Raw genomic sequence first — 23,353 nt, forward strand, 5'->3', positions numbered from 1 at the left:
GGTGCACATCATGCGGGTAATTATCACTTTGGCTTGTACAAGCTGCAAACAAAGAAACTACACAACCACCAAAAACAAGCGAAATCACCCCGACCGCATGGAGATGAAGAAATTTTGCAAGTTCTGTAACGAGCAAACTCCTCATCGCGAAACCAGATAGTTTTCATTTGGAGGTGTAGTCGGCGTGAAACGTGGTTTCAAGTCTCTGTTTTCCTTTTTCTCTGAAAGCTGGGCGGAACTTAAAAAGGTTCGCTGGCCCAATCGTAAAGAACTGACGAACTATACTCTAATCGTTCTAGGCACCATTGTGTTTGTCACGATTTATTTTTGGGTTATAGACATCGGCATTTCCGCTGTGATCGAAGCGATTATTTAGAAGGGTCCCAGGTGGCTTGATATGGAAAAAAGATGGTATGTAGTTCATACCTATTCCGGGTATGAGAATAAAGTCAAAGCCAATTTGGAAAAACGTGTCGAGTCCATGGGCATGGAGGACAAAATATTCCGCGTTCTTGTTCCGATGGAAGAAGAAGTGGTAAACAAGGATGGCAAGAAGAAAACGGTCATGCGGAAAGTTTACCCGGGATATGTCTTGGTCGAAATGATTCAAACTGATGATTCTTGGTATGTTGTCCGCAACACGCCAGGAGTGACCGGGTTTGTCGGTTCGACGGGATCCGGTTCTAAACCGACGCCTTTGCTTCCGGAAGAAGTGGAACAGATTCTGAAGCATATGGGCATGGAGGAACCGAAACCGAAGATCGAATTCGACATCAAAGAATCCGTTCGGATCAAGGTTGGTCCTTTTGCGAATTTTGTGGGCTCCGTGGAAGAGATTTTGGCTGATAAGAGCAAGTTGAAGGTTCACGTCAACATGTTTGGACGGGAAACCCCGCTTGAGCTGGATTACACTCAAGTGGAGAAGATATAGATTTCGTTCTTCGGGTTTCTTGTGGGAGGACGTTTAACCGCGTCCGCTACCACTATTGATGCAAGGAGGTGTCAACCATGGCTAAAAAGGTTATCAAAGTTGTTAAACTGCAAATTCCTGCAGGTAAAGCGAATCCAGCTCCTCCAGTAGGTCCTGCATTGGGTCAAGCGGGTGTCAACATCATGGCATTCTGTAAAGAATTCAACGCGCGTACCGCTGATCAAGCTGGTCTGATCATCCCGGTTGAAATTTCGGTATTCGAGGATCGTTCCTTTACGTTCATCACGAAAACTCCACCGGCTGCTGTTCTGCTTCGCGTGGCTGCTAAGATCGAAAAAGGATCCGGCGAGCCTAACAAGAAGAAAGTCGCTACCGTTAAGCGCGACGCTGTGCGTCAAATCGCTGAAACGAAAATGCCTGACCTGAACGCTGCATCTGTTGAAGCTGCAATGAAGATGGTAGAAGGTACTGCCCGCAGTATGGGTATCACAATCGAGGACTAATCGTCTATCGAGCGTTAAACCGGATGCGTGGCATCCGGAACATGTGGGAGGAAATTCCGCTAACACCACAAAGGAGGAAAAAACAATCATGGCTAAACACGGTAAGAAATACGTTGAAGCTGCGAAGCTGATCGACAGCGAAGCAACTTATGAGCCTTTGGAAGCTGTAGAGCTTGTGAAGAAGGCTGCAACGGCTAAATTCGACGAAACTGTCGAAGTGGCTGTGCGTTTGGGTGTAGACCCTCGTAAACAAGACCAGGCTGTTCGCGGTGTTGTTGTACTGCCACACGGTACAGGTAAGACACAACGCGTTCTGGTATTTGCAAAAGGTGAAAAAGCGAAGGAAGCGGAAGCGGCTGGCGCAGATTTTGTTGGCGATCAGGACATGATCAACAAAATCCAACAAGGCTGGTTCGATTTCGATGTCTGCGTAGCTACACCTGATATGATGAGCGAAGTCGGTAAACTTGGCCGTCTGCTCGGTGGTAAAGGCCTGATGCCTAACCCTAAAGCCGGTACGGTTACATTCGAGGTTGCCAAGGCTGTTCAAGAAATCAAAGCTGGTAAAATCGAGTACCGTCTGGACAAAGCAGGTCAAATTCACGCTCCGATCGGTAAAGTGTCCTTCAGTGCAGATCAACTGAATGAGAACCTCAAAGCTCTCATCGATGCATTGAATCGTGCGAAGCCGGCTGCCGCTAAAGGTGTATACCTGAAAGGCATCGCTGTTTCCTCGACCATGGGACCTAGCGCTCGCGTGAGCACAGCTGTTTACAGATAATATTTTTCCATTGACTTTGGTCGTGGACATTTGATATTATGTAACAGTTGTGAGTCTTAGAGACTGACCCCTAAAGTTGAATATGCTTACCGTAGACAGTAGGTGCCCTAAGCAGGCTTAATTTCCTACCGAGGTGTTATGATAGAACGTCAGCAGCTTGTCCGGACATTCCGGTCAAATGATGATTCATCAGGCCTTCGTGATTCTACGGAGGCTTTTTTAGTGCCCGTAGGAAGAGCGGGGGGCAAGTGATTTGCTCCTAGCGCTACTAATACAACCAGGAGGTGTAAACATTGGCAAACGCAAAAGTGATTCAAGCGAAACAAGAAGCGGTTGAGGTGATTGCAGCTAAATTGCGCGAGAGCGTGACGACTGTTGTTGCGGACTACCGTGGTTTGAACGTATCGCAAGTTACCGAACTGCGTAAGCAGCTTCGTGAAGCTGGCGTTGAGTTCCAAGTGTTGAAGAACTCGTTGCTTCGCCGTGCGACTGCAGCTGCTGAGCTGTCCGAGCTTGACGAAGTATTGACTGGACCTACAGCTGTAGCGTTTGGTACCAATGACGCTGTCGCTCCAGCAAAAATCCTGAATGATTTTGCGAAGAAGAACGAAGCGTTGAAATTGAAAGGCGCAGTAGTAGAAGGTCGTGTGGTTGGAGAGAGCGAAATCAAGGCTCTGGCAGAACTTCCATCCCGCGAAGGTCTCCTCTCCATGCTCCTCAGCGTGCTTCAAGCTCCAGTGCGCAACTTCGCGCTTGCAGTTAAAGCCGTTGCTGAGAAGGAAGAGCAAAGCGCATAAGCTTGGGCTTGCCCGAGTGGTGTAACAACAACTATTAAATCTTAATTATAAATGGAGGTTCAACTTAAATGAGCAAAGAGCAAATCTTGGAAGCAATTAAAGGTATGTCTGTTCTGGAACTGAACGATCTTGTAAAAGCAATCGAAGAAGAATTCGGTGTAACTGCTGCAGCTCCAGTAGCTGTTGTAGGTGGCGCTGGTGCAGCTGAAGCTGCTGAGCAATCCGAATTCGACGTAATCCTGGCAAGCGCTGGCGCTTCCAAGATCAACGTAATCAAAGTGGTTCGCGAAATCACTGGTCTTGGCTTGAAAGAAGCAAAAGAACTGGTTGACAACGCTCCAAAACCATTGAAAGAAAAAGTATCCAAAGACGAAGCTGAAGCTGTTAAAGCTAAGTTGGAAGAAGCAGGCGCTTCCGTAGAAGTGAAGTAATTGCTTCCATAACCGAATCGTCAGCATGAGACAAACCCCTTGAATTTTGGTTCAAGGGGTTTGTTATTGTGGCGGGAAATCTTTTATACTGTTTCTAAAAAAGATAGGACATACTGGTTAATGAAGGGACAGTGCGCCTAGGCCAGTTATGATCTTATGGATCATAATGGAACGACGGTGCTACGATTTACAGGAGGGCAAGAATGCCGAATCAACATTATTACTCGAATCAGCCGGAAACCGCACATGACCGTAAAGAGCTGAAGGCCGAGCTCCGGGGACACTCGCTGAGCTTCATCAGCGATGCCGGGGTGTTCTCCAAGAGCGGCATTGATTATGGCAGCCGGGTGCTGATCGACGCGATGGAATTCGCGCCGGATGCTTCCGTGCTGGATGTGGGCTGCGGGTACGGCCCGATTGGACTGACGGCGGCCAGACTGGCCCCGCAAGGACATGTAACCATGATCGACATTAACAGCCGTGCCGTGGAGCTTGCCCGGGAAAATGCGAGGCATAACGGCATTGCCAATGTGACGATTCTGGAGAGCGATTTGTTTGCGGCAGTCAAGGATCAAGCGTTCGACGTGGTGTTGACGAACCCGCCGATCCGTGCCGGGAAGGAAACGGTGCATACGATTTTTGCGGAAGCATGGAATCATTTGCGCCAGGGCGGCCAGCTGTGGGTTGTGATTCAGAAGAAGCAGGGGGCACCGTCCGCGAAGGCCAAGCTGGAAGCGTTGTTTGGGCAGGTGGAGGAAGTGACGAAGGATAAGGGATATCGGATATTCAAAGCAACCAAAGCCTGAACGAAGGATGACGAGATCCACCGAGGATGAAGGCCTTTGATTCCACGGGACTTGTCAGCAAGGTGAAACTTCTGGAGAAGATAGAGTCCTCTGAGAGGCTTAACGGATTTTCATACCGAAGACTCTTGAAATGCAAAATAAAATACAGCATGGGCTGTTGACTTGGGTATTCTGATATGGTATTATTATAAAATGTCAGTATTAGGATGGTCTCTTTGTCTTTAGTTTGCTGAAATGTCAAGCATTATTGTGCGGAAAGATGCATAAAGTATGTCGTCTTGACGTATAATATGTACGTTTTAGGCAAATCTACAAGATATGAGATGATTATCATAACCATGGATAAGCTGCTCTTTTTTCGAAAGGTATTCGATAAGGGCTTTTCTCTATTTATGGGTGTGTGCTCTGTATGTTCCATTATAGTGTTACAAACAGAGGTTCGCAATGAATTTTTAAGTGAGTAGACATGAGGGGTGAGTTTAAGTTGGCAGGACATCTTGTTCAATATGGTCGACGCACTCGGCGCAGTTATTCTCGTATCAACGAGGTACTCGAAGTTCCGAACCTGATTGAAATCCAACAAAAATCTTATGAATGGTTTTTGGAGGAAGGACTCCGCGAAATGTTCCAGGACATCTCGCCGATTCAGGATTTCACGGGGAATTTGGTGCTTGAGTTCATTGACTACAGCCTTGGAGAACCGAAATACACCGTCGATGACGCGAAAGAACGCGACGTTACTTATGCGGCGCCGCTCCGCGTAAAAGTCCGGCTCATTAACAAGGAGACCGGCGAGGTCAAGGAGCAGGAAGTGTTCATGGGTGACTTCCCGTTAATGACGGAAACCGGAACGTTCATTATCAATGGTGCCGAACGGGTTATTGTCAGCCAGTTGGTTCGCTCTCCCAGCGTCTATTTCAGCACAAAAGTGGATAAAAACGGTAAATCGACTTACACAGCAACAGTGATCCCGAATCGCGGAGCATGGCTGGAACTGGAGATGGATGCGAAGGACATCATTTATGTCCGGATCGACCGTACCCGCAAAATCCCGGTAACGGTTCTGCTGCGGGCTCTTGGCTTCGGTACCGATGCCGAGATTCTGGAATTGCTGGGCAATGATGAATATATTCAGAACACGCTGGATAAAGACAACACGGACTCCACCGAGAAAGCGCTCATCGAAATTTATGAACGTCTTCGTCCGGGCGAGCCGCCGACGCTGGAGAATGCGAAGAGCCTCCTGGTCGCTCGTTTCTTTGATCCGAAGCGTTATGATCTGGCGAATGTCGGACGCTACAAAATCAACAAGAAGCTTCACATCAAGAACCGTCTCTTCAACCACCGTTTGGCTGAGAGCCTGATCGACGTCGAAACGGGCGAGATTATTGCGGAAGCAGGTCAAACTGTGGACCGTCGTCTTTTGGACGAGATCATGCCTTATCTCGAGAAGAGCGTCGGCTTCAAGAAATACCATGTAACCGGCGGTGTGATGGACAGCGACGATATTACGCTGCAGACGATTGACGTATTCTCTCCGATCGAGGACGGGAAAGTGGTCAAAGTCATTGCAAACGGCAATATCGACAAATCGGTGAAACATATTACGCAAGCCGATATTATCTCTTCCATCAGCTACTTCATCAACCTGCTGCATGGCATTGGCAACACCGATGATATCGACCACCTGGGCAACCGTCGTCTGCGTTCCGTGGGCGAGCTGCTTCAGAACCAGTTCCGTATCGGTTTGTCCCGTATGGAGCGCGTGGTGCGTGAAAGAATGTCGATCCAGGATGCGAACGTGATTACGCCGCAGGCGCTGATCAATATCCGTCCGGTGATCGCCTCGATCAAGGAGTTCTTCGGAAGCTCCCAGCTGTCTCAGTTCATGGACCAGACGAACCCGCTGGCGGAACTGACGCATAAGCGTCGTTTGTCCGCACTGGGACCGGGCGGTCTGACTCGTGAGCGCGCAGGCTTCGAAGTACGGGACGTTCACCACAGTCACTACGGCCGTATGTGTCCGATCGAGACGCCGGAGGGACCGAACATCGGTCTGATCAACTCCTTGTCAACGTTTGCCCGCATCAACGAGTATGGTTTCATTGAAGCTCCATACCGCTGGGTTGATCCGAAGACCGGGAAAGTCACCGAGCAAATCGATTACCTGACTGCCGACGAAGAAGATAACTACATCGTCGCTCAGGCAAACGCCGAGCTCAAGGAAGACGGCACCTTCGCCGATGACATGGTTATCGTTCGTTACAATAAGCAGTCCGATAATATCCTGCCAATGCCGAGCGACCGTGTAGACTACATGGACGTTTCGCCGAAACAGGTTGTGTCGGTTGCGACGGCGCTCATTCCGTTCCTTGAGAACGACGACTCCAACCGTGCGCTGATGGGATCGAACATGCAGCGGCAGGCCGTTCCGCTTCTCGTTCCGAAAGCACCGCTTGTCGGTACCGGGATGGAGCACAAGGCTGCTAAAGATTCCGGTGTATGTATTGTGTCCAAATACGACGGGATTATTGAGCGCTCATCCGCCAACGAAATCTGGCTCCGCCGCGTGGAAACCGTGGATGGACAGGAAGTCAAAGGCGATATAATCAAATATAAATTACACAAATTTATGCGTTCGAACCAAGGAACATGCATCAACCAGCGTCCGATCGTCAAACGCGGAGACGTGGTCAAGAAAGGCGATATCCTCGCTGACGGACCGTCGACAGAACTTGGCGAATTGGCACTGGGCCGCAACGTCGTCGTTGCGTTCATGACTTGGGAAGGCTACAACTACGAGGATGCGATTCTCCTCTCCGAGAAGCTGGTGAAAGAGGATGTATACACTTCGATTCATATCGAGGAATACGAATCCGAAGCCCGCGATACGAAGCTTGGTCCTGAGGAAATCACGCGCGATATCCCGAACGTGGGTGAAGAAGCGCTGAAGAACCTTGACGAGCGCGGTATTATCCGCATCGGTGCCGAGATCAGCGCAGGCGACATTCTGGTCGGTAAAGTAACGCCTAAGGGTGTTACCGAGCTGACAGCAGAAGAGCGCCTCCTGCATGCGATCTTCGGTGAGAAGGCTCGCGAAGTGCGCGACACTTCCTTGCGCGTTCCTCACGGCAGTGACGGAATCATCGTTGACGTGAAGGTGTTCACTCGCGAGAATGGCGACGAGCTGCCGCCGGGCGTCAACCAACTGGTTCGCGTCTACATTGCGCAGAAACGTAAAATTTCCGAAGGTGACAAGATGGCCGGACGTCACGGTAATAAGGGTGTCGTTGCCCGTATTCTCCCTGAGGAAGACATGCCGTTCCTGCCGGATGGCACACCGGTTCAAGTCGTACTGAACCCGCTCGGGGTTCCGTCGCGGATGAACATCGGTCAGGTGCTTGAGGTTCACTTGGGCATGGCTGCCCTTCAGCTCGGCATTCACGTTGCAACGCCGGTATTTGACGGCGCGAACGAATACGACGTGTTTGATACGATGGAAGAGGCCGGCATGCAGCGCAACGGTAAAACCGTGCTTTACGACGGTCGTACCGGTGAACGCTTCGAGCGTGAAGTTACGGTCGGCGTCATGCACATGATCAAGCTCGCGCACATGGTTGACGATAAGATCCATGCCCGTTCCACGGGACCATACTCGCTCGTTACGCAGCAGCCGCTGGGTGGTAAAGCTCAGTTCGGCGGACAGCGCTTCGGTGAGATGGAGGTGTGGGCGCTTGAAGCTTATGGTGCCGCTTATACACTGCAAGAAATTCTTACCGTCAAGTCCGATGACGTGGTCGGCCGGGTGAAAACCTACGAATCCATCGTTAAGGGCGAGAACGTGCCGGAGCCGGGCGTTCCTGAGTCGTTCAAGGTATTGATTAAAGAGCTTCAATCGCTTGGTATGGATGTTAAGATCCTCAGCGAGAATGAAGAGGAAATCGAGATGAAAGAGCTCGATGATGAAGATGATGTTCAAGGTGACAAACTGAGCCTTAACTTGGAAGGCGCTGAAGTCGGAGTGGAATAACGGTCATTTCATCACCGCCGCCCTGCTATGATGCGGCGGCGGTGATCTTGACTGTATAGCACATAAATAGGACTAAGTTGAGGAGGGTTGCTCCTTGTTGGACGTTAACAATTTTGAGTACATGAAGATCGGTCTTGCTTCCCCAGAGAAAATCCGCTCGTGGTCTCGCGGAGAGGTTAAGAAGCCGGAGACGATTAACTACCGTACATTGAAGCCCGAGAAGGAAGGTCTGTTCTGTGAACGGATTTTCGGTCCGCAGAAGGACTGGGAATGTCATTGCGGTAAGTATAAGCGTGTCCGTTATAAAGGCGTAGTCTGTGATCGCTGCGGCGTTGAAGTAACGCGTGCCAAAGTCCGTCGTGAACGGATGGGGCACATCGAGCTGGCTGCACCGGTATCGCATATTTGGTATTTCAAAGGCATTCCGAGCCGGATGGGTCTGGCGCTGGATATGTCCCCAAGATCCCTGGAAGAGATCATTTATTTCGCATCTTATGTCGTTACGGATCCAGGCGACACACCGCTGGAGAAGAAGCAGCTGTTGTCCGAGAAGGAATACCGCAGCTATCGCGAGAAGTACGGCTACGGCTTCCAAGCCGGCATGGGTGCTGAAGCGGTCAAGAAGCTCCTGCAGGATCTTGATATTGAAAAAGAGCTTGAGTTCCTGAAAGAAGAGCTGCGCACGGCTCAAGGGCAGCGCCGTAACCGTGCGATCAAGCGTCTGGAAGTTATCGAGGCTTTCCGTAATTCCGGCAACAATCCGGAATGGATGGTTATGGACGTACTCCCGGTTATTCCGCCGGAACTGCGTCCGATGGTACAGCTCGACGGGGGCCGTTTTGCGACCTCGGACTTGAACGACCTGTACCGCCGTGTCATCAACCGGAACAACCGTCTGAAGAGACTGCTGGATCTCGGAGCGCCGGATATTATCGTACAGAACGAGAAGCGCATGCTGCAGGAAGCTGTTGACGCGCTTATCGATAACGGCCGCCGCGGCCGTCCGGTAACGGGTCCAGGCAACCGTCCGCTTAAATCCCTCAGCCACATGCTGAAAGGTAAGCAGGGCCGTTTCCGTCAGAACTTGCTCGGTAAACGGGTAGACTATTCCGGTCGTTCCGTTATCGTCGTAGGACCTTATTTGAAGATGTACCAGTGCGGTCTTCCTAAGAAGATGGCGCTTGAGCTGTTCAAGCCGTTCGTGATGAAAGAACTGGTCAATAAAGGCCTTGCTCATAATATTAAGAGTGCGAAGCGCAAGGTAGAACGCGTCAGCCCGGAAGTATGGGATGTGCTTGAGGAAGTCATTAAAGAGCATCCGGTTCTCCTGAACCGTGCACCGACGCTTCACAGACTCGGGATCCAAGCGTTTGAACCGATTCTCGTCGAAGGTCATGCCATCCGGCTTCACCCGCTCGTATGTACGGCTTACAACGCCGACTTCGACGGTGACCAAATGGCGGTACACGTTCCGTTGTCGGCTGAAGCCCAAGCGGAAGCGCGTCTCCTGATGCTGGCATCCGGCAACATCCTGAACCCGAAAGACGGTAAGCCGGTCGTAACGCCGTCCCAGGATATGGTTCTTGGTTCCTTCTATCTGACCATGGATAACAAGGAAGAGAAGGGTACCGGCATGATTCTGGGCAGCGTGAACGAAGCGGTATCCGCGTATCAGCGCGGAACTGCGGGCCTCCATGCCCGTGTAGCGATTCCGGTTAAGGCTCTGGGTAAAACCAGCTTTACGGAAGAGCAGCAAAAGGCGATGCTGATTACGACGGTGGGACGGATTATCTTTAACGAAATCTTCCCTGCCAGCTTCCCGTACATCAACGAGGCGACCCGTACCAACCTGCTTCAAGGTACACCTGAGAAGTATTTCGTATACGAAAAGGGTGCCAACCTGCAAGAAGCTATTCAAAGTCTTCCGGTTAGCGGCGCGGTCGGCAAGGAATATCTGGGTCAAATTATCGCCCGCTGCTTCGAGACGTACCATACGACAGAAACCTCTGTCATTCTGGATAAGATCAAGCAGCTCGGCTTCACGTACTCGACTCGCGCAGGGGTTACCGTTGCGGTAGCCGACGTTATCGTCCCTGAGGAGAAGAACGAGATTCTGAGAGAGTCCGACGAGAAGGTTAAAGTGGTAACCAACCAATACCGCCGTGGCTTGATCACGAACGAAGAACGCTATGACCGCGTCATCGACATCTGGTCGAAAGCGAAAGACGATATTACGGACGTCTTGATGAAATCGATGGACCGCTTCAATTCCATCATGCTCATGGTGGACTCCAAAGCGCGGGGTAACAAATCGCAGATCACCCAGCTGGGCGGTATGCGTGGTCTGATGGCGAACCCGTCGGGCCGTATCATCGAGCTCCCGATCAAATCGAACTTCCGTGAAGGCCTGACGGTACTCGAGTACTTCCTGTCCACGCACGGTGCGCGTAAAGGTCTCGCCGATACGGCGCTTCGTACAGCTGACTCGGGTTACCTGACCCGTCGTCTCGTTGACGTTGCGCAGGACGTCATCGTCCGCGAGGACGAGTGCAGCACGGATAAAGGCTTCACGGTAAGCCGGATCCAAGACGGTAAGGAAGTTATCGAGGATCTGTACGATCGGATCGAAGGACGTTACTCCTTTGAAACGGTTCGTCATCCGGAGACAAAAGAGATCATCGTTAACCGCAACGAGCTGATCGATTCGGATAAAGCAGCCGAAATCGTCAAAGCCGGCGTGGAGTCGGTGCAAATCCGCTCCATCCTGAGCTGCCGGGCGCGTTATGGCGTCTGCAAGAAGTGTTATGGCCGCAACCTGGCTACCGGCAAGCATGTTGAGATTGGTGAAGCGGTAGGTATTATCGCGGCTCAATCCATCGGTGAACCGGGAACCCAGCTGACGATGCGTACATTCCACACAGGCGGGGTTGCCGGTGACGATATTACGCAAGGTCTTCCGCGTATCCAGGAGCTCTTCGAGGCCCGTAACCCTAAAGGTCAAGCGACCATTAGTGAGATCGACGGCGTCGTGAAAGAGATCCGCGAAACGAAAGACCGTCGTGAAATTGAAATTCAAGGTGAGGCCGAAACGAAGGTCTACTCCGTAACGTATGGCTCCCGTCTGCGCGTTAGCGAAGGCAAGCACATCGAAGCTGGGGATGAACTGACCGACGGTTCGATCGATCCGAAGGAAATGCTTCGCATTAAAGGGATCCGCGGCGTGCAGAACTATATCCTTCAGGAAGTTCAGCGCGTATACCGGAACCAGGGCGTAGAAATCAACGATAAGCACGTTGAGGTTATGATCCGGCAGATGCTGCGCAAAATCCGCATCGTCGACGCTGGAGACACGAATCTTCTGCCTGGCTCCTACGTGGATATCCATGAATACGAAGTGGCTAACAAAGAAGCCATTCTGTCCGGCAAAGAGCCAGCGGTTGCAAAACCGGTTCTGCTCGGTATCACGAAGGCTTCCCTTGAGACAGACTCCTTCTTGTCCGCGGCCTCCTTCCAGGAGACAACCCGCGTCCTGACAGATGCAGCGATCAAAGGTAAAGTCGATCAGCTGCTCGGTCTGAAAGAGAATGTCATCATCGGTAAGCTGATCCCTGCGGGAACAGGCATGAGCCGTTACCGCAACGTGAGATTCGAGGGTCAGAACGATGCGAACGATGAAAGCCAGGAGCTGGAAACCGCTTCTGTAGAATAAAGGAAATGGAGGTGAGAGGAGCCGGGGCTGCTTGATCAAGCCGGCTTTCGGCTCCTTCCCTGCCATTTCTTTTTTTTCACGTTTAATAGCTTGACATCGCCTAGGGCAGATGCTAATATAGCAAAGGTGCGTGAATCGTTGCCTTGTTCCCTGTTCTTTTGGAGGAATGCTTAATGTCTAATGATAAAGGATTACAGGATGCACACGTCAAGATCGGCACCAAACAAACAATGAAGGCCGTTGAAACCGGCCGGGCTACAGAAGTATATGTGGCTGAAGATTGCGACCAGCGTCTGATATCCAAGATCGTATCCCACTGCGAACGATATGGCGTACCTATCAACTATGTACCGACCATGAAGGAGCTTGGGGAAGCATGCGGTATTGAAGTCGGCGCAGCAGCGGCCGCTGTCTTGAAATGATGATTGAGAAATCGTTTTTGCTTTGAGAAGGCAGCTTCTCTATCGGCAAAAACTTTTCATTTGTTCTTTTATGAACCGCCTGGGTCTGTGGACTTAAAATGGTTTGTAACAGGATGATAATTACGGGAAGGGGGTGGCTAACATGCCAACAATCAACCAACTGGTTCGCAAGGGCCGTCAAGCTAAAGTTTACAAGTCGAAATCTCCAGCACTTCAAAAAGGGTTCAACGCTTTGAAACGTGAGGAGACTGATCTGAGCGCTCCGCAAAAACGCGGTGTTTGCACTCGTGTAGGCACAATGACGCCGAAAAAACCGAACTCCGCACTTCGTAAATATGCTCGTGTTCGTTTGACGAACCGCATCGAGGTGACTGCTTACATTCCAGGTATCGGTCATAACTTGCAAGAGCACAGTGTCGTATTGGTTCGCGGTGGACGGGTAAAAGACCTTCCGGGTGTACGTTACCACATCGTTCGCGGCGCGCTTGATACCGCTGGTGTTAACAACCGTATGCAGGCTCGTTCCAAATACGGTACGAAGCGTCCTAAAGCAAAAAGCTAATTGAAGCTCATGTTGGATAAACATGACTCATGACTGAAGAAAGGGGGATATCCATGCCACGCAAAGGTCCAGTTACAAAAAGAGACGTGCTGCCAGATCCGGTGTACAACAGCAAGCTGGTAACTCGTCTGATCAACCGCATCATGTTGGATGGTAAAAGAGGTGTTGCTCAAAGCATCCTTTACAACGCGTTCAACATCATCAAGGAACGTACGGGCAATGATCCGATGGAAGTGTTTGAAGCAGCCATCAAGAACATCATGCCGGTACTGGAGGTAAAAGCTCGTCGTGTCGGCGGTGCGAACTACCAAGTTCCAATCGAAGTTAAGCCAGAGAGACGTACTTCCCTGGGATTACGTTGGCTCGTTAACTACTCCCGCAACCGCGGTGAGAAAACAATGGAAGAGCGTTTGGCAGCAGAGATCATCGATGCTTCCAACAACACAGGCGCTTCCGTTAAGAAACGCGAAGACACGCACAAAATGGCTGAAGCGAACAAAGCGTTTGCTCACTACCGCTGGTAGGATTCAGCAGCTAATAAACTTCAATTTTGAAGGGAGACTATTCGCATGGCAAGAGAGTTCTCCTTGAAAAATACACGTAATATCGGGATCATGGCGCATATTGACGCTGGTAAAACGACCACCACAGAGCGGATCTTGTTCTATACAGGCCGTACGCACAAAATCGGTGAAGTTCACGAGGGTGCTGCTACGATGGACTGGATGGAGCAGGAGCAGGAGCGCGGTATCACGATTACTTCCGCTGCTACGACCGCTCAATGGAAAGGTCATCGCGTTAATATCATCGACACCCCGGGACACGTTGACTTCACAGTAGAAGTTGAACGTTCCCTTCGTGTATTGGATGGGGCAGTAGGTGTATTCAGTGCGAAAGAGGGCGTTGAGCCTCAGTCGGAAACCGTTTGGAGACAGGCTGACAAATACGGGGTTCCTCGGATCGCATACGTAAACAAAATGGACATTATCGGCGCCGACTACTTGAATGTTGTTAAAGACATGAGAGATCGTCTGCAAGCGAACGCGGTTGCTATTCAGCTTCCGATCGGTGCAGAGTCCGACTTCGTCGGCATCATCGATATCATCGAGGAAAAAGCTTATATGTATAAGGATGACCTCGGTCAAAATATCGAAGAAACCGAAGTTCCAGCGGAATTCAAGGATCAAGTTGAAGAGCTCCGCAACGAGCTCATCGAGAAGGTTGCAGAACTTGACGAAGATTTGACAATGAAATACCTTGAAGGTGAAGAAATCACCGTGCCTGAGATTAAAGCGGCTCTGCGTAAAGGTGTTGTCGAAGTTAAAATCTTCCCGGTTATCTGCGGATCTTCTTACCGTAACAAAGGGGTTCAGCTGATGCTGGACGCTGTTATCGATTACTTGCCGGCTCCAACCGACGTACCAAGCATCCAAGGAACTTTGGAAGACGGTACTGAAGTTGAGCGTCACTCTTCCGATGAAGAGCCATTCGCGGCGCTGGCGTTCAAAATCATGACAGACCCTTATGTTGGTAAGCTTACATTCTTCCGCGTTTACTCCGGTATTTTGCAATCCGGCTCTTACGTACTGAATGCAACGAAAGGTAAGCGCGAGCGTATCGGACGTATCCTTCAGATGCATGCGAATAGCCGTCAAGAAATTACCGAAGTTTACTCCGGTGATATTGCGGCTGCCGTAGGTTTGAAAGATACGGGTACAGGTGATACACTGTGTGATGAGAAGCATCCAGTAATCCTGGAATCCATGAACTTCCCTGATCCGGTTATCGAAATCGCGGTTGAGCCTAAGACGAAAGCCGACCAGGACAAAATGGGCGTGGCTCTCGGCAAGCTGACCGAAGAGGATCCGACTCTTCGCGCGCATACTGACGAGGAAACCGGTCAAACGATTCTTGCAGGTATGGGTGAGCTTCACTTGGACATCATCATCGACCGTATGCGTCGTGAGTTCAAAGTGGAAACCAACGTAGGTAAGCCTCAGGTTGCCTATCGTGAAACCTTCCGTGCTCCAGGGCGCGTTGAAGGTAAATTCGTTCGTCAGTCCGGTGGTCGTGGTCAATACGGTCACGTTTGGGTTGAGTTCGAGCCTCTGGAACCAGGTAGCGGTAACCAGTTCGACAGCAAGATCGTCGGCGGTGCTGTACCTAGAGAATACATTGCGCCAGCACAACAAGGTATTGAAGAGCAAATGAAGAACGGCGTACTCGCCGGCTTCCCGATCGTAGACGTTAAAGCAACGATCGTTGACGGTTCTTACCATGATGTCGACTCCAACGAGATGGCGTTTAAGATTGCAGGTTCCATGGCCCTCAAAGCAGCTAAAGACAAGTGTCAACCTGTCCTGCTTGAGCCAATCATGAAAGTGGAAGTTACCGTGCCTGAGGAATACATGGGCGACGTAATGGGTATGCTGAACTCCCGCCGTGGACGTATCGAAGGTATGGATTCACGCGGTGGCGCTCAAATTATCCGTGCGAAAGTGCCTCTGTCCGAAATGTTCGGATATTCCACAACTCTGCGTTCCGGTACACAAGGTCGCGGCGTATTCTCGATGGAACTCTCCCACTACGAAGAAGTTCCTAAGAATATCTCCGAAGAAATCGTGTCCAAGCACAAGGGCGGAGAGTAATAGCACGAGTTCAAAAGTCGTGTAAGGCGATTCTTTGAACAACTTCTAATAACGTTTTACCTGTCGGGGAGGAGAATGGAGCTACCGTTTCATTCCTCCGCAACCGGCCCAAACATATAAATCCCCTTAAGGAGGAATTGTTCAAATGGCAAAGGCTAAATACGAACGTACGAAACCCCATGTTAACATCGGTACTATCGGTCACGTTGACCACGGTAAAACAACTCTGACTGCTGCAATCACAACTGTATTGTCCAAAAGATACGGCGGTGCAGCTATGTCCTTCGACCAAATCGATAAAGCTCCAGAAGAGCGCGAGCGCGGTATCACAATCTCTACTTCCCACGTAGAGTACGAAACTGACGCACGTCACTATGCACACGTTGACTGCCCAGGACACGCTGACTATGTTAAAAACATGATCACTGGTGCAGCTCAAATGGACGGCGCTATCCTGGTTGTATCCGCAGCTGACGGCCCAATGCCGCAAACTCGCGAGCACATCCTGCTGTCCCGCCAAGTAGGCGTACCTTACATCGTTGTATTCCTGAACAAATGCGACATGGTTGAAGACGAAGAGCTTCTGGAACTGGTTGAAATGGAAGTTCGTGATCTCCTGAGCGAATATGACTTCCCAGGCGATGACACTCCAATCACTCGCGGTTCCGCTCGTGAAGCGCTGCAAAACCCAGACGGTCCTTGGGCTGACAAAATCGTTGAGATGTTTAAAACAATCGACGAGTACATCCCATTGCCTGAGCGCGACACTGACAAGCCTTTCTTGATGCCTGTCGAGGACGTGTTCTCCATCACAGGTCGTGGTACAGTTGCTACTGGCCGTGTTGAGCGCGGAACAATCAAAGTCGGCGACGAGATCGAAATCGTTGGTATCGAAGAAGAGACTAAGAAATCCGTTGTTACGGGCGTTGAAATGTTCCGTAAATTGCTGGATTCCGCTCAAGCTGGTGACAACATCGGTGCTCTGCTTCGCGGTATCGACCGTACTCAAATCGAGCGTGGTCAAGTACTTGCTAAGCCAGCTTCCGTTAAGCCACACACTGAGTTCACTGCTCAAGTATACGTACTGAGCAAAGAAGAAGGCGGACGTCATAAGCCTTTCTTCACTGGCTACCGTCCACAGTTCTACTTCCGTACTACGGACGTAACTGGTGTGATCAACCTGCCAGAAGGTTCCGAAATGGTTATGCCTGGTGACAACATCACCGTAACCGTTCAACTGATCGCTCCAATCGCGATCGAAGAAGGAACAAAGTTCTCCATCCGTGAAGGCGGCCGTACCGTAGGTGCTGGTTCCGTAGCTTCCATCATTAAGTAATTTAGGCTTATCGAACAGCCTGAACATATAAAGCAACAGCGTGATGTAACGAGCAACAGTGTGATGTAACGATAACAGAGTCTGATCTTTTACGATCAGGCTCTTTGTTTTTAATACCGCGGGATCCGAAACGTACGAGCAGCGGCATACTTCATATCTATGTCGGGACGTTGTCCACGATGCAGGAATAAGGGGATAAGCACGGCCGGGAAACCTTATTCTATAGTAGAAAAAAAGAGGAAATGCAAGGTATGAATAAATTCTGATTTTATGCTTGCAATGCGCCTATCTTTTCTATATAATAGTGAATGTTGTTCTGCGACGTTGCGATGATGTGAGAGGTTACCGACACACCCGGCCCCTTTGCCATGAGGCAGGTGTTCGGAAAATTTTCACGGAGTATGTCCGATACCAAATTGGGCGATAGAAGGAGGGAATAAAATGGCAAAGCAAAAAATTCGTATTCGCTTGAAAGCATACGACCACAGAATTCTTGATCAATCCGCTGAGAAAATTGTTGAGACAGCAAAACGTTCGGGTGCTGGTGTTTCCGGTCCGATCCCGCTTCCAACTGAAAAGCAAGTAATTACCATTCTCCGTGCGGTGCACAAGTATAAGGATTCTCGGGAACAGTTCGAAATGCGTACTCACAAACGCTTGATCGACATCGTGAACCCGACTCCACAAACTGTGGATGCCTTGATGCGCTTGGACCTGCCGTCCGGTGTAGATATCGAAATCAAACTGTAATAGCATAACGAATTAGTGAAGGGAAAAGAGGTGTCAACATGAAAGGTATCTTAGGTAGAAAACTCGGGATGACTCAAGTATTTACCGCAGAAGGTAATGTAATTCCTGTAACGGTTATCGAAGCAGGTCCTTGTGTTGTTTTGCAGAAAAAAGACCTGGAGAACGACGGATACGAAGCGATCCAGATCGGTTTCTCCGATAAGAAAGAAAACAATGCCAACAAGCCAGAAGCAGGACATGCGAAAAAAGCAAACACTGCACCTAAGCGCTACGTTCGCGAAATTCGCGGTGTTGACCTCGCGAGTGTCGAGGTCGGCCAAGAGCTGAAGGCGGATGTCTTCGCAGAAGGCGAATTTGTTGACGTTACTGGAATTTCCAAGGGTAAAGGTTTCCAAGGCGTAATCAAGCGTTGGGGACAAAGCCGCGGACCAATGTCCCACGGTTCCCGTTATCACCGCGGACCTGGTTCCATGGGTTCGATCCAAGCTAACCGTGTTCCGAAAGGCAAGCGTCTGCCAGGACATATGGGACATGATACGGTAACGATCCAAAAGCTTGAAGTTATCAAGGTTGATGCTGAACGCAACGTTATCCTTGTTAAAGGTTCCGTACCTGGACCGAAAAAAGGCTTTGTGCAAATTAAACAAACGGTGAAGAAATAGTCGCCTAAAGAAAGGAGGAGCAAACAATGCCTAAAGTAGCACTTTATAATGTCAGCGGTAGCCAAGTTGGCGAAGTAGAATTGAACGAAGCAGTATTCGGTATCGAGCCGAACGTGCATGTTATGCACAGCGCAGTATTGCTGCAGCGCGCTTCCCTTCGTCGTGGTACGCATAAAGTAAAAGGACGTTCTGAAGTACGCGGCGGCGGACGTAAGCCTTGGAAACAAAAAGGCACCGGCCGTGCTCGTCAAGGTTCGATCCGCGCACCACAATGGAAAGGCGGCGGAACGGTATTCGGACCAACTCCGCGCAGCTATACATTCAAACTTCCTAAGAAGGTTCGTCGTCTGGCGATCAAATCCGCTTTGTCTTCCAAAGTGAACGACAACGCAATTATCGTATTGGATCAATTGACGCTGAATGCGCCAAAAACGAAAGAGTTTGCTAATATCTTGAGCAATCTTAAGGTAGGACGTAAAGCTCTGATCGTTGCTCCTAGCTACGATGATAATGTTGCCCTTTCCGCTCGTAACATCCCAGGTGTGAAGTTCGTAGCGGCTGATGGCATTAATGTTCTTGACGTACTGTCGTACGATCAACTGATCATTACGAAAGAAGCAGTTCAGAAGGTAGAGGAGGTGCTCGCGTAATGAAAGACCCTCGCGATATAATCAAGCGCCCGGTGATCACGGAACGTACGGCTGACTACATGGCAGAGCTGAAATATGCTTTCGAAGTTGACATTCGTGCGAACAAGACCGAGATCAAGCAAGCTGTTGAATCTATTTTTAAAGTTAAAGTTTCGAGTGTGAATACGATGCGTGTTCCTGCGAAGCCGAAGCGTTATGGCCGTTATTCCGGTTACACAACCGAATGGAAGAAAGCTATTGTAACGCTGACAGCGGACAGCAAGCCGCTCGAGTTCTTTGAATCGGTTGAATAAGAAAACTGCTAAGTAAGGAGGGAAAACACAGTGCCTATTAAAAAGTATAAACCGACATCCCCGGCTCGACGCAACATGTCCGTGTCGACTTTCGAAGAAATCACCACGAACAAGCCGGAGAAATCGCTCTTGGCGCCGCTGAGCAAAACAGCCGGCCGCAACAACCAAGGTAAAATTACGGTTCGTCACCATGGCGGCGGACACAAGCGTAAATACCGTATCATTGACTTCAAACGGAACAAAGACGGCATTCCAGGTCGCGTTGCTACGATTGAATACGACCCGAACCGTACTTCTAATATCGCGCTGATCCACTATGCAGATGGTGAGAAGCGTTATATCCTCGCTCCAAAAGGTCTGAAAGTCGGAGATCAAATCGTATCCGGCGTTGGTGCGGACATCAAAATCGGTAACGCTCTTCCATTGGAGAACATTCCGGTTGGTACCGTTATCCACAACATTGAATTGAAGCCAGGCAAAGGCGGACAATTAGTTCGTGCTGCTGGTACGGAAGCACAGCTTCTCGGTAAAGAAGAAAAGTACGTTACAGTACGTTTGTCTTCCGGTGAAGTTCGTCACATCCTGAAAACTTGCCGTGCAACCATCGGTTCTGTGGGTAACCAAGACCATGAGTTGATCAAGATCGGTAAAGCTGGACGCAGCCGCTGGCTCGGACAACGTCCTGAAGTACGAGGTGTCGTCATGAACCCTAACGATCACCCACACGGTGGTGGTGAAGGCCGCGCTCCAATCGGACGTAAATCGCCTATGTCTCCATGGGGTAAACCAACCCTTGGTGCCAAGACCCGTAAAAAAGGTAAAGCTTCTGACAAATATATCGTTCGCCGCCGCACGAAGTAATGCGCGAGAGTGCATCGCTTCGTGAGAGGCTTTGGATGGTAACGAGACAATTTGGTGAAGGGAGGATTTCTATATGAGCCGTAGTTTGAAAAAAGGACCTTTCGTCGACGGATACCTGCTCAAGAAAGTGGAGGAAATGAACAGCGCAAACAAGAAGGCTGTGATCAAAACTTGGTCCCGCCGCTCCACTATTTTCCCGCAATTTATCGGTCACACGTTCGGTGTATATGATGGCCGCAAGCATGTACCTGTATATGTAACAGAGGACATGGTAGGACACAAGTTGGGTGAGTTTGCTCCAACTCGTACTTACAAAGGTCACGAAGACGATAAGAAAACGAGAAGATAATTATCGAAGCTCTTTGTTTGAGAGGAGGTTAAACAATGGAAGCAAAAGCACATGCAAGAATGGTACGGATTGCTCCTCGTAAAGCTCAACTCGTTGTTGACTTGATTCGCGGCAAGCAAGTCGGTGAAGCCATCGCAATTCTGCGTCACACTCCAAAGGCTGCGTCTCCAGTAGTTGAGAAGCTGCTCAACTCGGCGATCGCGAATGCTGAGCACAACTATTCCTTGGACGTTAACAAGCTGGTGGTAACCGAGGCGTATGTTAACCAAGGACCGACAATGAAACGTTTCCGCCCGCGTGCAATGGGACGTGCAAGCCGGATTAATAAACGCACCAGCCACATTACTTTGGTGGTAGCTGAAAAATAAGGAGGGAAAACGTGTGGGCCAAAAGGTAAATCCAGTAGGACTCCGTATCGGTATTATCCGTGACTGGGAATCCAAATGGTATGCAGGCAAAGATTTCGGTGATCTTTTGCTGGAAGACGTAAAAATCCGTGAATACCTGAAGAATAAATTGAAAGACTCCGCTGTATCCCGTATTGAAATCGAGAGAGCAGCGAATCGTGTGAACGTAACGATCCACACTGCGAAGCCAGGCATGGTTATCGGTAAGGGTGGTTCCGAAGTTGAAGTTCTGCGCGGTCAAGTAACGAAGATCGCCGGCGGCAAAAAAGTTCACATCAACATTTCTGAAATCAAGAACCCTGAACTGGACGCAATTCTTGTTGCTGAAAGCATTGCACAACAGCTGGAACGTCGTGTATCCTTCCGTCGTGCGCTGAAGCAAGCAATTCAAAGAACAATGCGTGCCGGAGCGAAAGGGATTAAAACATCGGTCAGCGGACGTCTTGGCGGAGCCGAGATTGCTCGTACAGAAGGCTACAGTGAAGGAACTGTTCCACTTCATACGCTTCGTGCAGACATCGACTATGGTACAGCAGAAGCGCATACGACTTACGGCCGTATCGGCGTGAAAGTATGGATCTATCGTGGAGAGGTTCTTCCTACGGCTAAGAAACAAGCTGCTCAGGAAGGAGGCAACTAATCATGTTGGTACCAAAACGTGTAAAACACCGCAAACAACAGCGCGGCCATATGAGAGGTCAAGCTAAAGGCGGTACTGAACTGAACTTCGGCGAATTTGGTCTGCAGGCAATGGAGCCAGGCTGGATCACGAACCGTCAGATCGAAGCTGCGCGTATCGCGATGACTCGTTACATTCGCCGCGGCGGTAAAGTATGGATCAAGATTTTCCCAGATAAGCCGATCACTCAAAAGCCTCTCGAGGTCCGGATGGGTAGCGGTAAAGGTAACGTTGAGAAATGGGTTGCCGTAGTTAAACCAGGCAAGATCATGTTTGAACTTGGAGGCGTGTCCGAGGAAATCGCCCGCGAAGCGATGCGTCTCGCCGCTCACAAGCTGCCTGTGAAAACGAAGTTTGTGAAACGAGAAGAAGTGGGTGGTGAAGCAAATGAAAGCTAATGAACTGCGCAACTTAACCACTGCAGAAATCGAGCAAAAAATCGCCGGATTTAAAGAAGAACTCTTTAACCTCCGTTTTCAATTGGCTACGGGCCAGCTTGATAATCCAACTCGGATCCGTGACGTTCGCAAAGAAATAGCTCGTGCTAAAACCGTTATCCGTGAAAGAGAACTTGGGATTAGTTAATGAGACAGGCGAAAGCTCGTCTGTATTCAGGAAGGAGGCTAACAAATGAGCGAAGAACGCAATGCTCGTAAAGTGCAAATCGGTAAAGTTGTCAGCGACAAAATGGATAAGACCATTGTAGTGGCTGTTGAAACTTATAAGAAGCATGACTTGTACCACAAGCGCATTAAATACACGAAAAAATTTAAAGCGCATGATGAGAACAATGAAGCTCAAATCGGAGATACCGTTAAAATCATGGAAACTCGCCCTCTCTCCAAAGACAAGCGCTGGAGACTGGTTGAAGTGGTAGAAAAAGCGGTTATCATCTAAGAAAATGATCAGTTTTCGATGGAAGGAGGACATTTAAATGATTCAACCATTTACTCGTTTGGCTGTTGCTGACAACTCCGGTGCGAAGGAACTGATGTGTATCCGCGTATTGGGTGGTACTGGTCGCCGTACAGCTCAAATCGGTGATTTGATCGTATGCTCCGTCAAACAAGCAACACCAGGCGGCGTTGTCAAAAAAGGTGATGTAGTTAGAGCAGTAGTTGTCCGCACGAAGCGTTCCGTACGCCGTAAAGACGGTTCTTACATCTCTTTTGACGAGAATGCAGCAGTTGTTGTTAAAGACGACAGAAGCCCACGCGGAACTCGTATTTTCGGACCAGTTGCTCGCGAACTTCGCGAAAGAGACTACATGAAAATCGTTTCCTTGGCTCCGGAAGTAATCTAATAACCCGAAAAGCGGTGCTTATCGGCTTAGCGGGTACCCGATAAATCGATGAACTGGCTAGTCATAGGAGGTGTAACGAATGCCTAAAGCAAAAAAGGTTCTGGAATCCCACAACAATAAATTGCACGTGAAAAAAGATGATACGGTTATCGTCATCAGCGGTAAGGATAAAGGCAAAAAAGGCCGTGTTATCGCAGCATATCCTCGTGAAAACCGCGTTCTGGTTGAAGGTGTGAACATGATCAAGAAGCACCAAAAGCCGAACCAAATGAACCCTCAAGGCGGTATCATCGAGAAGGAAGCTCCGATCCATGTATCGAACGTTATGCACGTTGATCCGAAGAGCGGAAAAGTAACCCGTATCGGTTACAAAGTACTGGACAACGGCAAGAAGGTTCGCGTAGCGAAGAGATCCGGAGAAGTTATCGATAAATAAGACGGTT

General features: G+C 49.7%; 28 protein-coding genes and 1 other annotated feature. All 28 genes read left to right on the forward strand.

Features of this window, described 5'->3' with window-relative positions:
* The first annotated feature begins 10 nt into the window (after positions 1-10).
* Positions 11-160, forward strand: coding sequence for a 50S ribosomal protein L33 (gene rpmG, locus NSQ46_RS02965; protein ID WP_006212941.1), 150 nt, complete (start codon positions 11-13; stop codon positions 158-160).
* 24 nt (positions 161-184) lie between these two features.
* Complete coding sequence (gene secE, locus NSQ46_RS02970) at positions 185-376, forward strand: preprotein translocase subunit SecE (RefSeq protein WP_007132582.1); 192 nt, start codon at positions 185-187, stop codon at positions 374-376.
* 21 nt (positions 377-397) lie between these two features.
* The gene (gene nusG, locus NSQ46_RS02975; RefSeq protein WP_007132581.1) at positions 398-931 is read left to right on the forward strand and encodes a transcription termination/antitermination protein NusG; all 534 of its coding nucleotides are present in this window, start codon (positions 398-400) and stop codon (positions 929-931) included.
* 77 nt (positions 932-1,008) lie between these two features.
* Positions 1,009-1,434, forward strand: coding sequence for a 50S ribosomal protein L11 (gene rplK, locus NSQ46_RS02980; protein WP_007132580.1), 426 nt, complete (start codon positions 1,009-1,011; stop codon positions 1,432-1,434).
* A gap of 88 nt (positions 1,435-1,522) precedes the next feature.
* Positions 1,523-2,215, forward strand: a complete 693-nt coding sequence (rplA, locus tag NSQ46_RS02985) for a 50S ribosomal protein L1 (protein WP_213616963.1) — start codon at positions 1,523-1,525, stop codon at positions 2,213-2,215.
* A gap of 71 nt (positions 2,216-2,286) precedes the next feature.
* Positions 2,287-2,445: a sequence feature (ribosomal protein L10 leader region), on the forward strand.
* Positions 2,446-2,508: 63 nt separating this feature from the next.
* Positions 2,509-3,012, forward strand: coding sequence for a 50S ribosomal protein L10 (gene rplJ / locus NSQ46_RS02990; protein WP_007132578.1), 504 nt, complete (start codon positions 2,509-2,511; stop codon positions 3,010-3,012).
* 68 nt (positions 3,013-3,080) lie between these two features.
* Positions 3,081-3,443, forward strand: coding sequence for a 50S ribosomal protein L7/L12 (gene rplL / locus NSQ46_RS02995; protein WP_007132577.1), 363 nt, complete (start codon positions 3,081-3,083; stop codon positions 3,441-3,443).
* A 203-nt stretch (positions 3,444-3,646) separates the two neighbouring features.
* Complete coding sequence (locus tag NSQ46_RS03000; protein ID WP_251537807.1) at positions 3,647-4,249, forward strand: class I SAM-dependent methyltransferase; 603 nt, start codon at positions 3,647-3,649, stop codon at positions 4,247-4,249.
* A 484-nt stretch (positions 4,250-4,733) separates the two neighbouring features.
* Positions 4,734-8,279, forward strand: coding sequence for a DNA-directed RNA polymerase subunit beta (gene rpoB / locus NSQ46_RS03005; protein WP_342576331.1), 3,546 nt, complete (start codon positions 4,734-4,736; stop codon positions 8,277-8,279).
* Between the two features lie 94 nt (positions 8,280-8,373).
* Positions 8,374-11,988, forward strand: a complete 3,615-nt coding sequence (gene rpoC / locus NSQ46_RS03010; RefSeq protein WP_007132574.1) for a DNA-directed RNA polymerase subunit beta' — start codon at positions 8,374-8,376, stop codon at positions 11,986-11,988.
* A 173-nt stretch (positions 11,989-12,161) separates the two neighbouring features.
* A complete protein-coding gene (locus tag NSQ46_RS03015; RefSeq protein WP_007132573.1) occupies positions 12,162-12,410 on the forward strand; it encodes a ribosomal L7Ae/L30e/S12e/Gadd45 family protein in 249 nt (82 codons plus the stop codon).
* A 142-nt stretch (positions 12,411-12,552) separates the two neighbouring features.
* Positions 12,553-12,972 carry a 30S ribosomal protein S12 gene (gene rpsL, locus NSQ46_RS03020; protein WP_006212930.1) on the forward strand — a complete coding sequence of 140 codons (420 nt, stop codon included), beginning with the start codon at positions 12,553-12,555 and terminating at the stop codon, positions 12,970-12,972.
* Between the two features lie 53 nt (positions 12,973-13,025).
* Positions 13,026-13,496 (forward strand): 30S ribosomal protein S7, encoded by a 471-nt coding sequence (gene rpsG / locus NSQ46_RS03025; protein WP_007132572.1) that lies wholly within the window; start codon positions 13,026-13,028, stop codon positions 13,494-13,496.
* A 45-nt stretch (positions 13,497-13,541) separates the two neighbouring features.
* Entirely contained in the window at positions 13,542-15,620 is a 2,079-nt protein-coding gene (gene fusA / locus NSQ46_RS03030) for an elongation factor G (RefSeq protein ID WP_007132571.1), read from the forward strand.
* Positions 15,621-15,765: 145 nt separating this feature from the next.
* Positions 15,766-16,956 carry an elongation factor Tu gene (gene tuf / locus NSQ46_RS03035; protein WP_007132570.1) on the forward strand — a complete coding sequence of 397 codons (1,191 nt, stop codon included), beginning with the start codon at positions 15,766-15,768 and terminating at the stop codon, positions 16,954-16,956.
* Between the two features lie 441 nt (positions 16,957-17,397).
* Positions 17,398-17,706: a 30S ribosomal protein S10 gene (gene rpsJ, locus NSQ46_RS03040; protein ID WP_006676490.1), complete on the forward strand. Its 309-nt coding sequence runs from the start codon at positions 17,398-17,400 to the stop codon at positions 17,704-17,706.
* A gap of 38 nt (positions 17,707-17,744) precedes the next feature.
* On the forward strand, positions 17,745-18,368 hold the full coding sequence (gene rplC, locus NSQ46_RS03045; RefSeq protein WP_007132569.1) for a 50S ribosomal protein L3: 624 nt from the start codon (positions 17,745-17,747) through the stop codon (positions 18,366-18,368).
* A 26-nt stretch (positions 18,369-18,394) separates the two neighbouring features.
* Positions 18,395-19,018 (forward strand): 50S ribosomal protein L4, encoded by a 624-nt coding sequence (gene rplD / locus NSQ46_RS03050; protein ID WP_007132568.1) that lies wholly within the window; start codon positions 18,395-18,397, stop codon positions 19,016-19,018.
* Positions 19,018-19,311 carry a 50S ribosomal protein L23 gene (rplW, locus tag NSQ46_RS03055; RefSeq protein ID WP_007132567.1) on the forward strand — a complete coding sequence of 98 codons (294 nt, stop codon included), beginning with the start codon at positions 19,018-19,020 and terminating at the stop codon, positions 19,309-19,311. The genes rplD and rplW overlap by 1 nt, the downstream gene beginning before the upstream one ends.
* A gap of 30 nt (positions 19,312-19,341) precedes the next feature.
* Positions 19,342-20,172: a 50S ribosomal protein L2 gene (rplB, locus tag NSQ46_RS03060; protein ID WP_007132566.1), complete on the forward strand. Its 831-nt coding sequence runs from the start codon at positions 19,342-19,344 to the stop codon at positions 20,170-20,172.
* A 73-nt stretch (positions 20,173-20,245) separates the two neighbouring features.
* Positions 20,246-20,521: a 30S ribosomal protein S19 gene (rpsS, locus tag NSQ46_RS03065; protein ID WP_007132565.1), complete on the forward strand. Its 276-nt coding sequence runs from the start codon at positions 20,246-20,248 to the stop codon at positions 20,519-20,521.
* A gap of 35 nt (positions 20,522-20,556) precedes the next feature.
* The gene (gene rplV / locus NSQ46_RS03070) at positions 20,557-20,889 is read left to right on the forward strand and encodes a 50S ribosomal protein L22 (protein WP_007132564.1); all 333 of its coding nucleotides are present in this window, start codon (positions 20,557-20,559) and stop codon (positions 20,887-20,889) included.
* Positions 20,890-20,902: 13 nt separating this feature from the next.
* Positions 20,903-21,568: a 30S ribosomal protein S3 gene (rpsC, locus tag NSQ46_RS03075; RefSeq protein ID WP_007132563.1), complete on the forward strand. Its 666-nt coding sequence runs from the start codon at positions 20,903-20,905 to the stop codon at positions 21,566-21,568.
* Positions 21,569-21,570: 2 nt separating this feature from the next.
* Positions 21,571-22,005 carry a 50S ribosomal protein L16 gene (gene rplP, locus NSQ46_RS03080; RefSeq protein WP_007132562.1) on the forward strand — a complete coding sequence of 145 codons (435 nt, stop codon included), beginning with the start codon at positions 21,571-21,573 and terminating at the stop codon, positions 22,003-22,005.
* A complete protein-coding gene (gene rpmC / locus NSQ46_RS03085; RefSeq protein WP_007132561.1) occupies positions 21,995-22,192 on the forward strand; it encodes a 50S ribosomal protein L29 in 198 nt (65 codons plus the stop codon). Before rplP ends, rpmC begins: the two co-directional genes overlap by 11 nt.
* Positions 22,193-22,237: 45 nt before the next feature.
* The gene (gene rpsQ / locus NSQ46_RS03090; protein WP_007132560.1) at positions 22,238-22,504 is read left to right on the forward strand and encodes a 30S ribosomal protein S17; all 267 of its coding nucleotides are present in this window, start codon (positions 22,238-22,240) and stop codon (positions 22,502-22,504) included.
* 37 nt (positions 22,505-22,541) lie between these two features.
* Entirely contained in the window at positions 22,542-22,910 is a 369-nt protein-coding gene (rplN, locus tag NSQ46_RS03095; protein WP_006212911.1) for a 50S ribosomal protein L14, read from the forward strand.
* A 79-nt stretch (positions 22,911-22,989) separates the two neighbouring features.
* Complete coding sequence (rplX, locus tag NSQ46_RS03100) at positions 22,990-23,346, forward strand: 50S ribosomal protein L24 (RefSeq protein ID WP_007132559.1); 357 nt, start codon at positions 22,990-22,992, stop codon at positions 23,344-23,346.
* The last annotated feature ends 7 nt before the right edge of the window (positions 23,347-23,353 follow it).

It is taken from the genome of Paenibacillus sp. FSL M8-0142 (assembly GCF_038597315.1).
In the GTDB taxonomy this organism is placed as follows: domain Bacteria; phylum Bacillota; class Bacilli; order Paenibacillales; family Paenibacillaceae; genus Paenibacillus_AQ; species Paenibacillus_AQ lactis.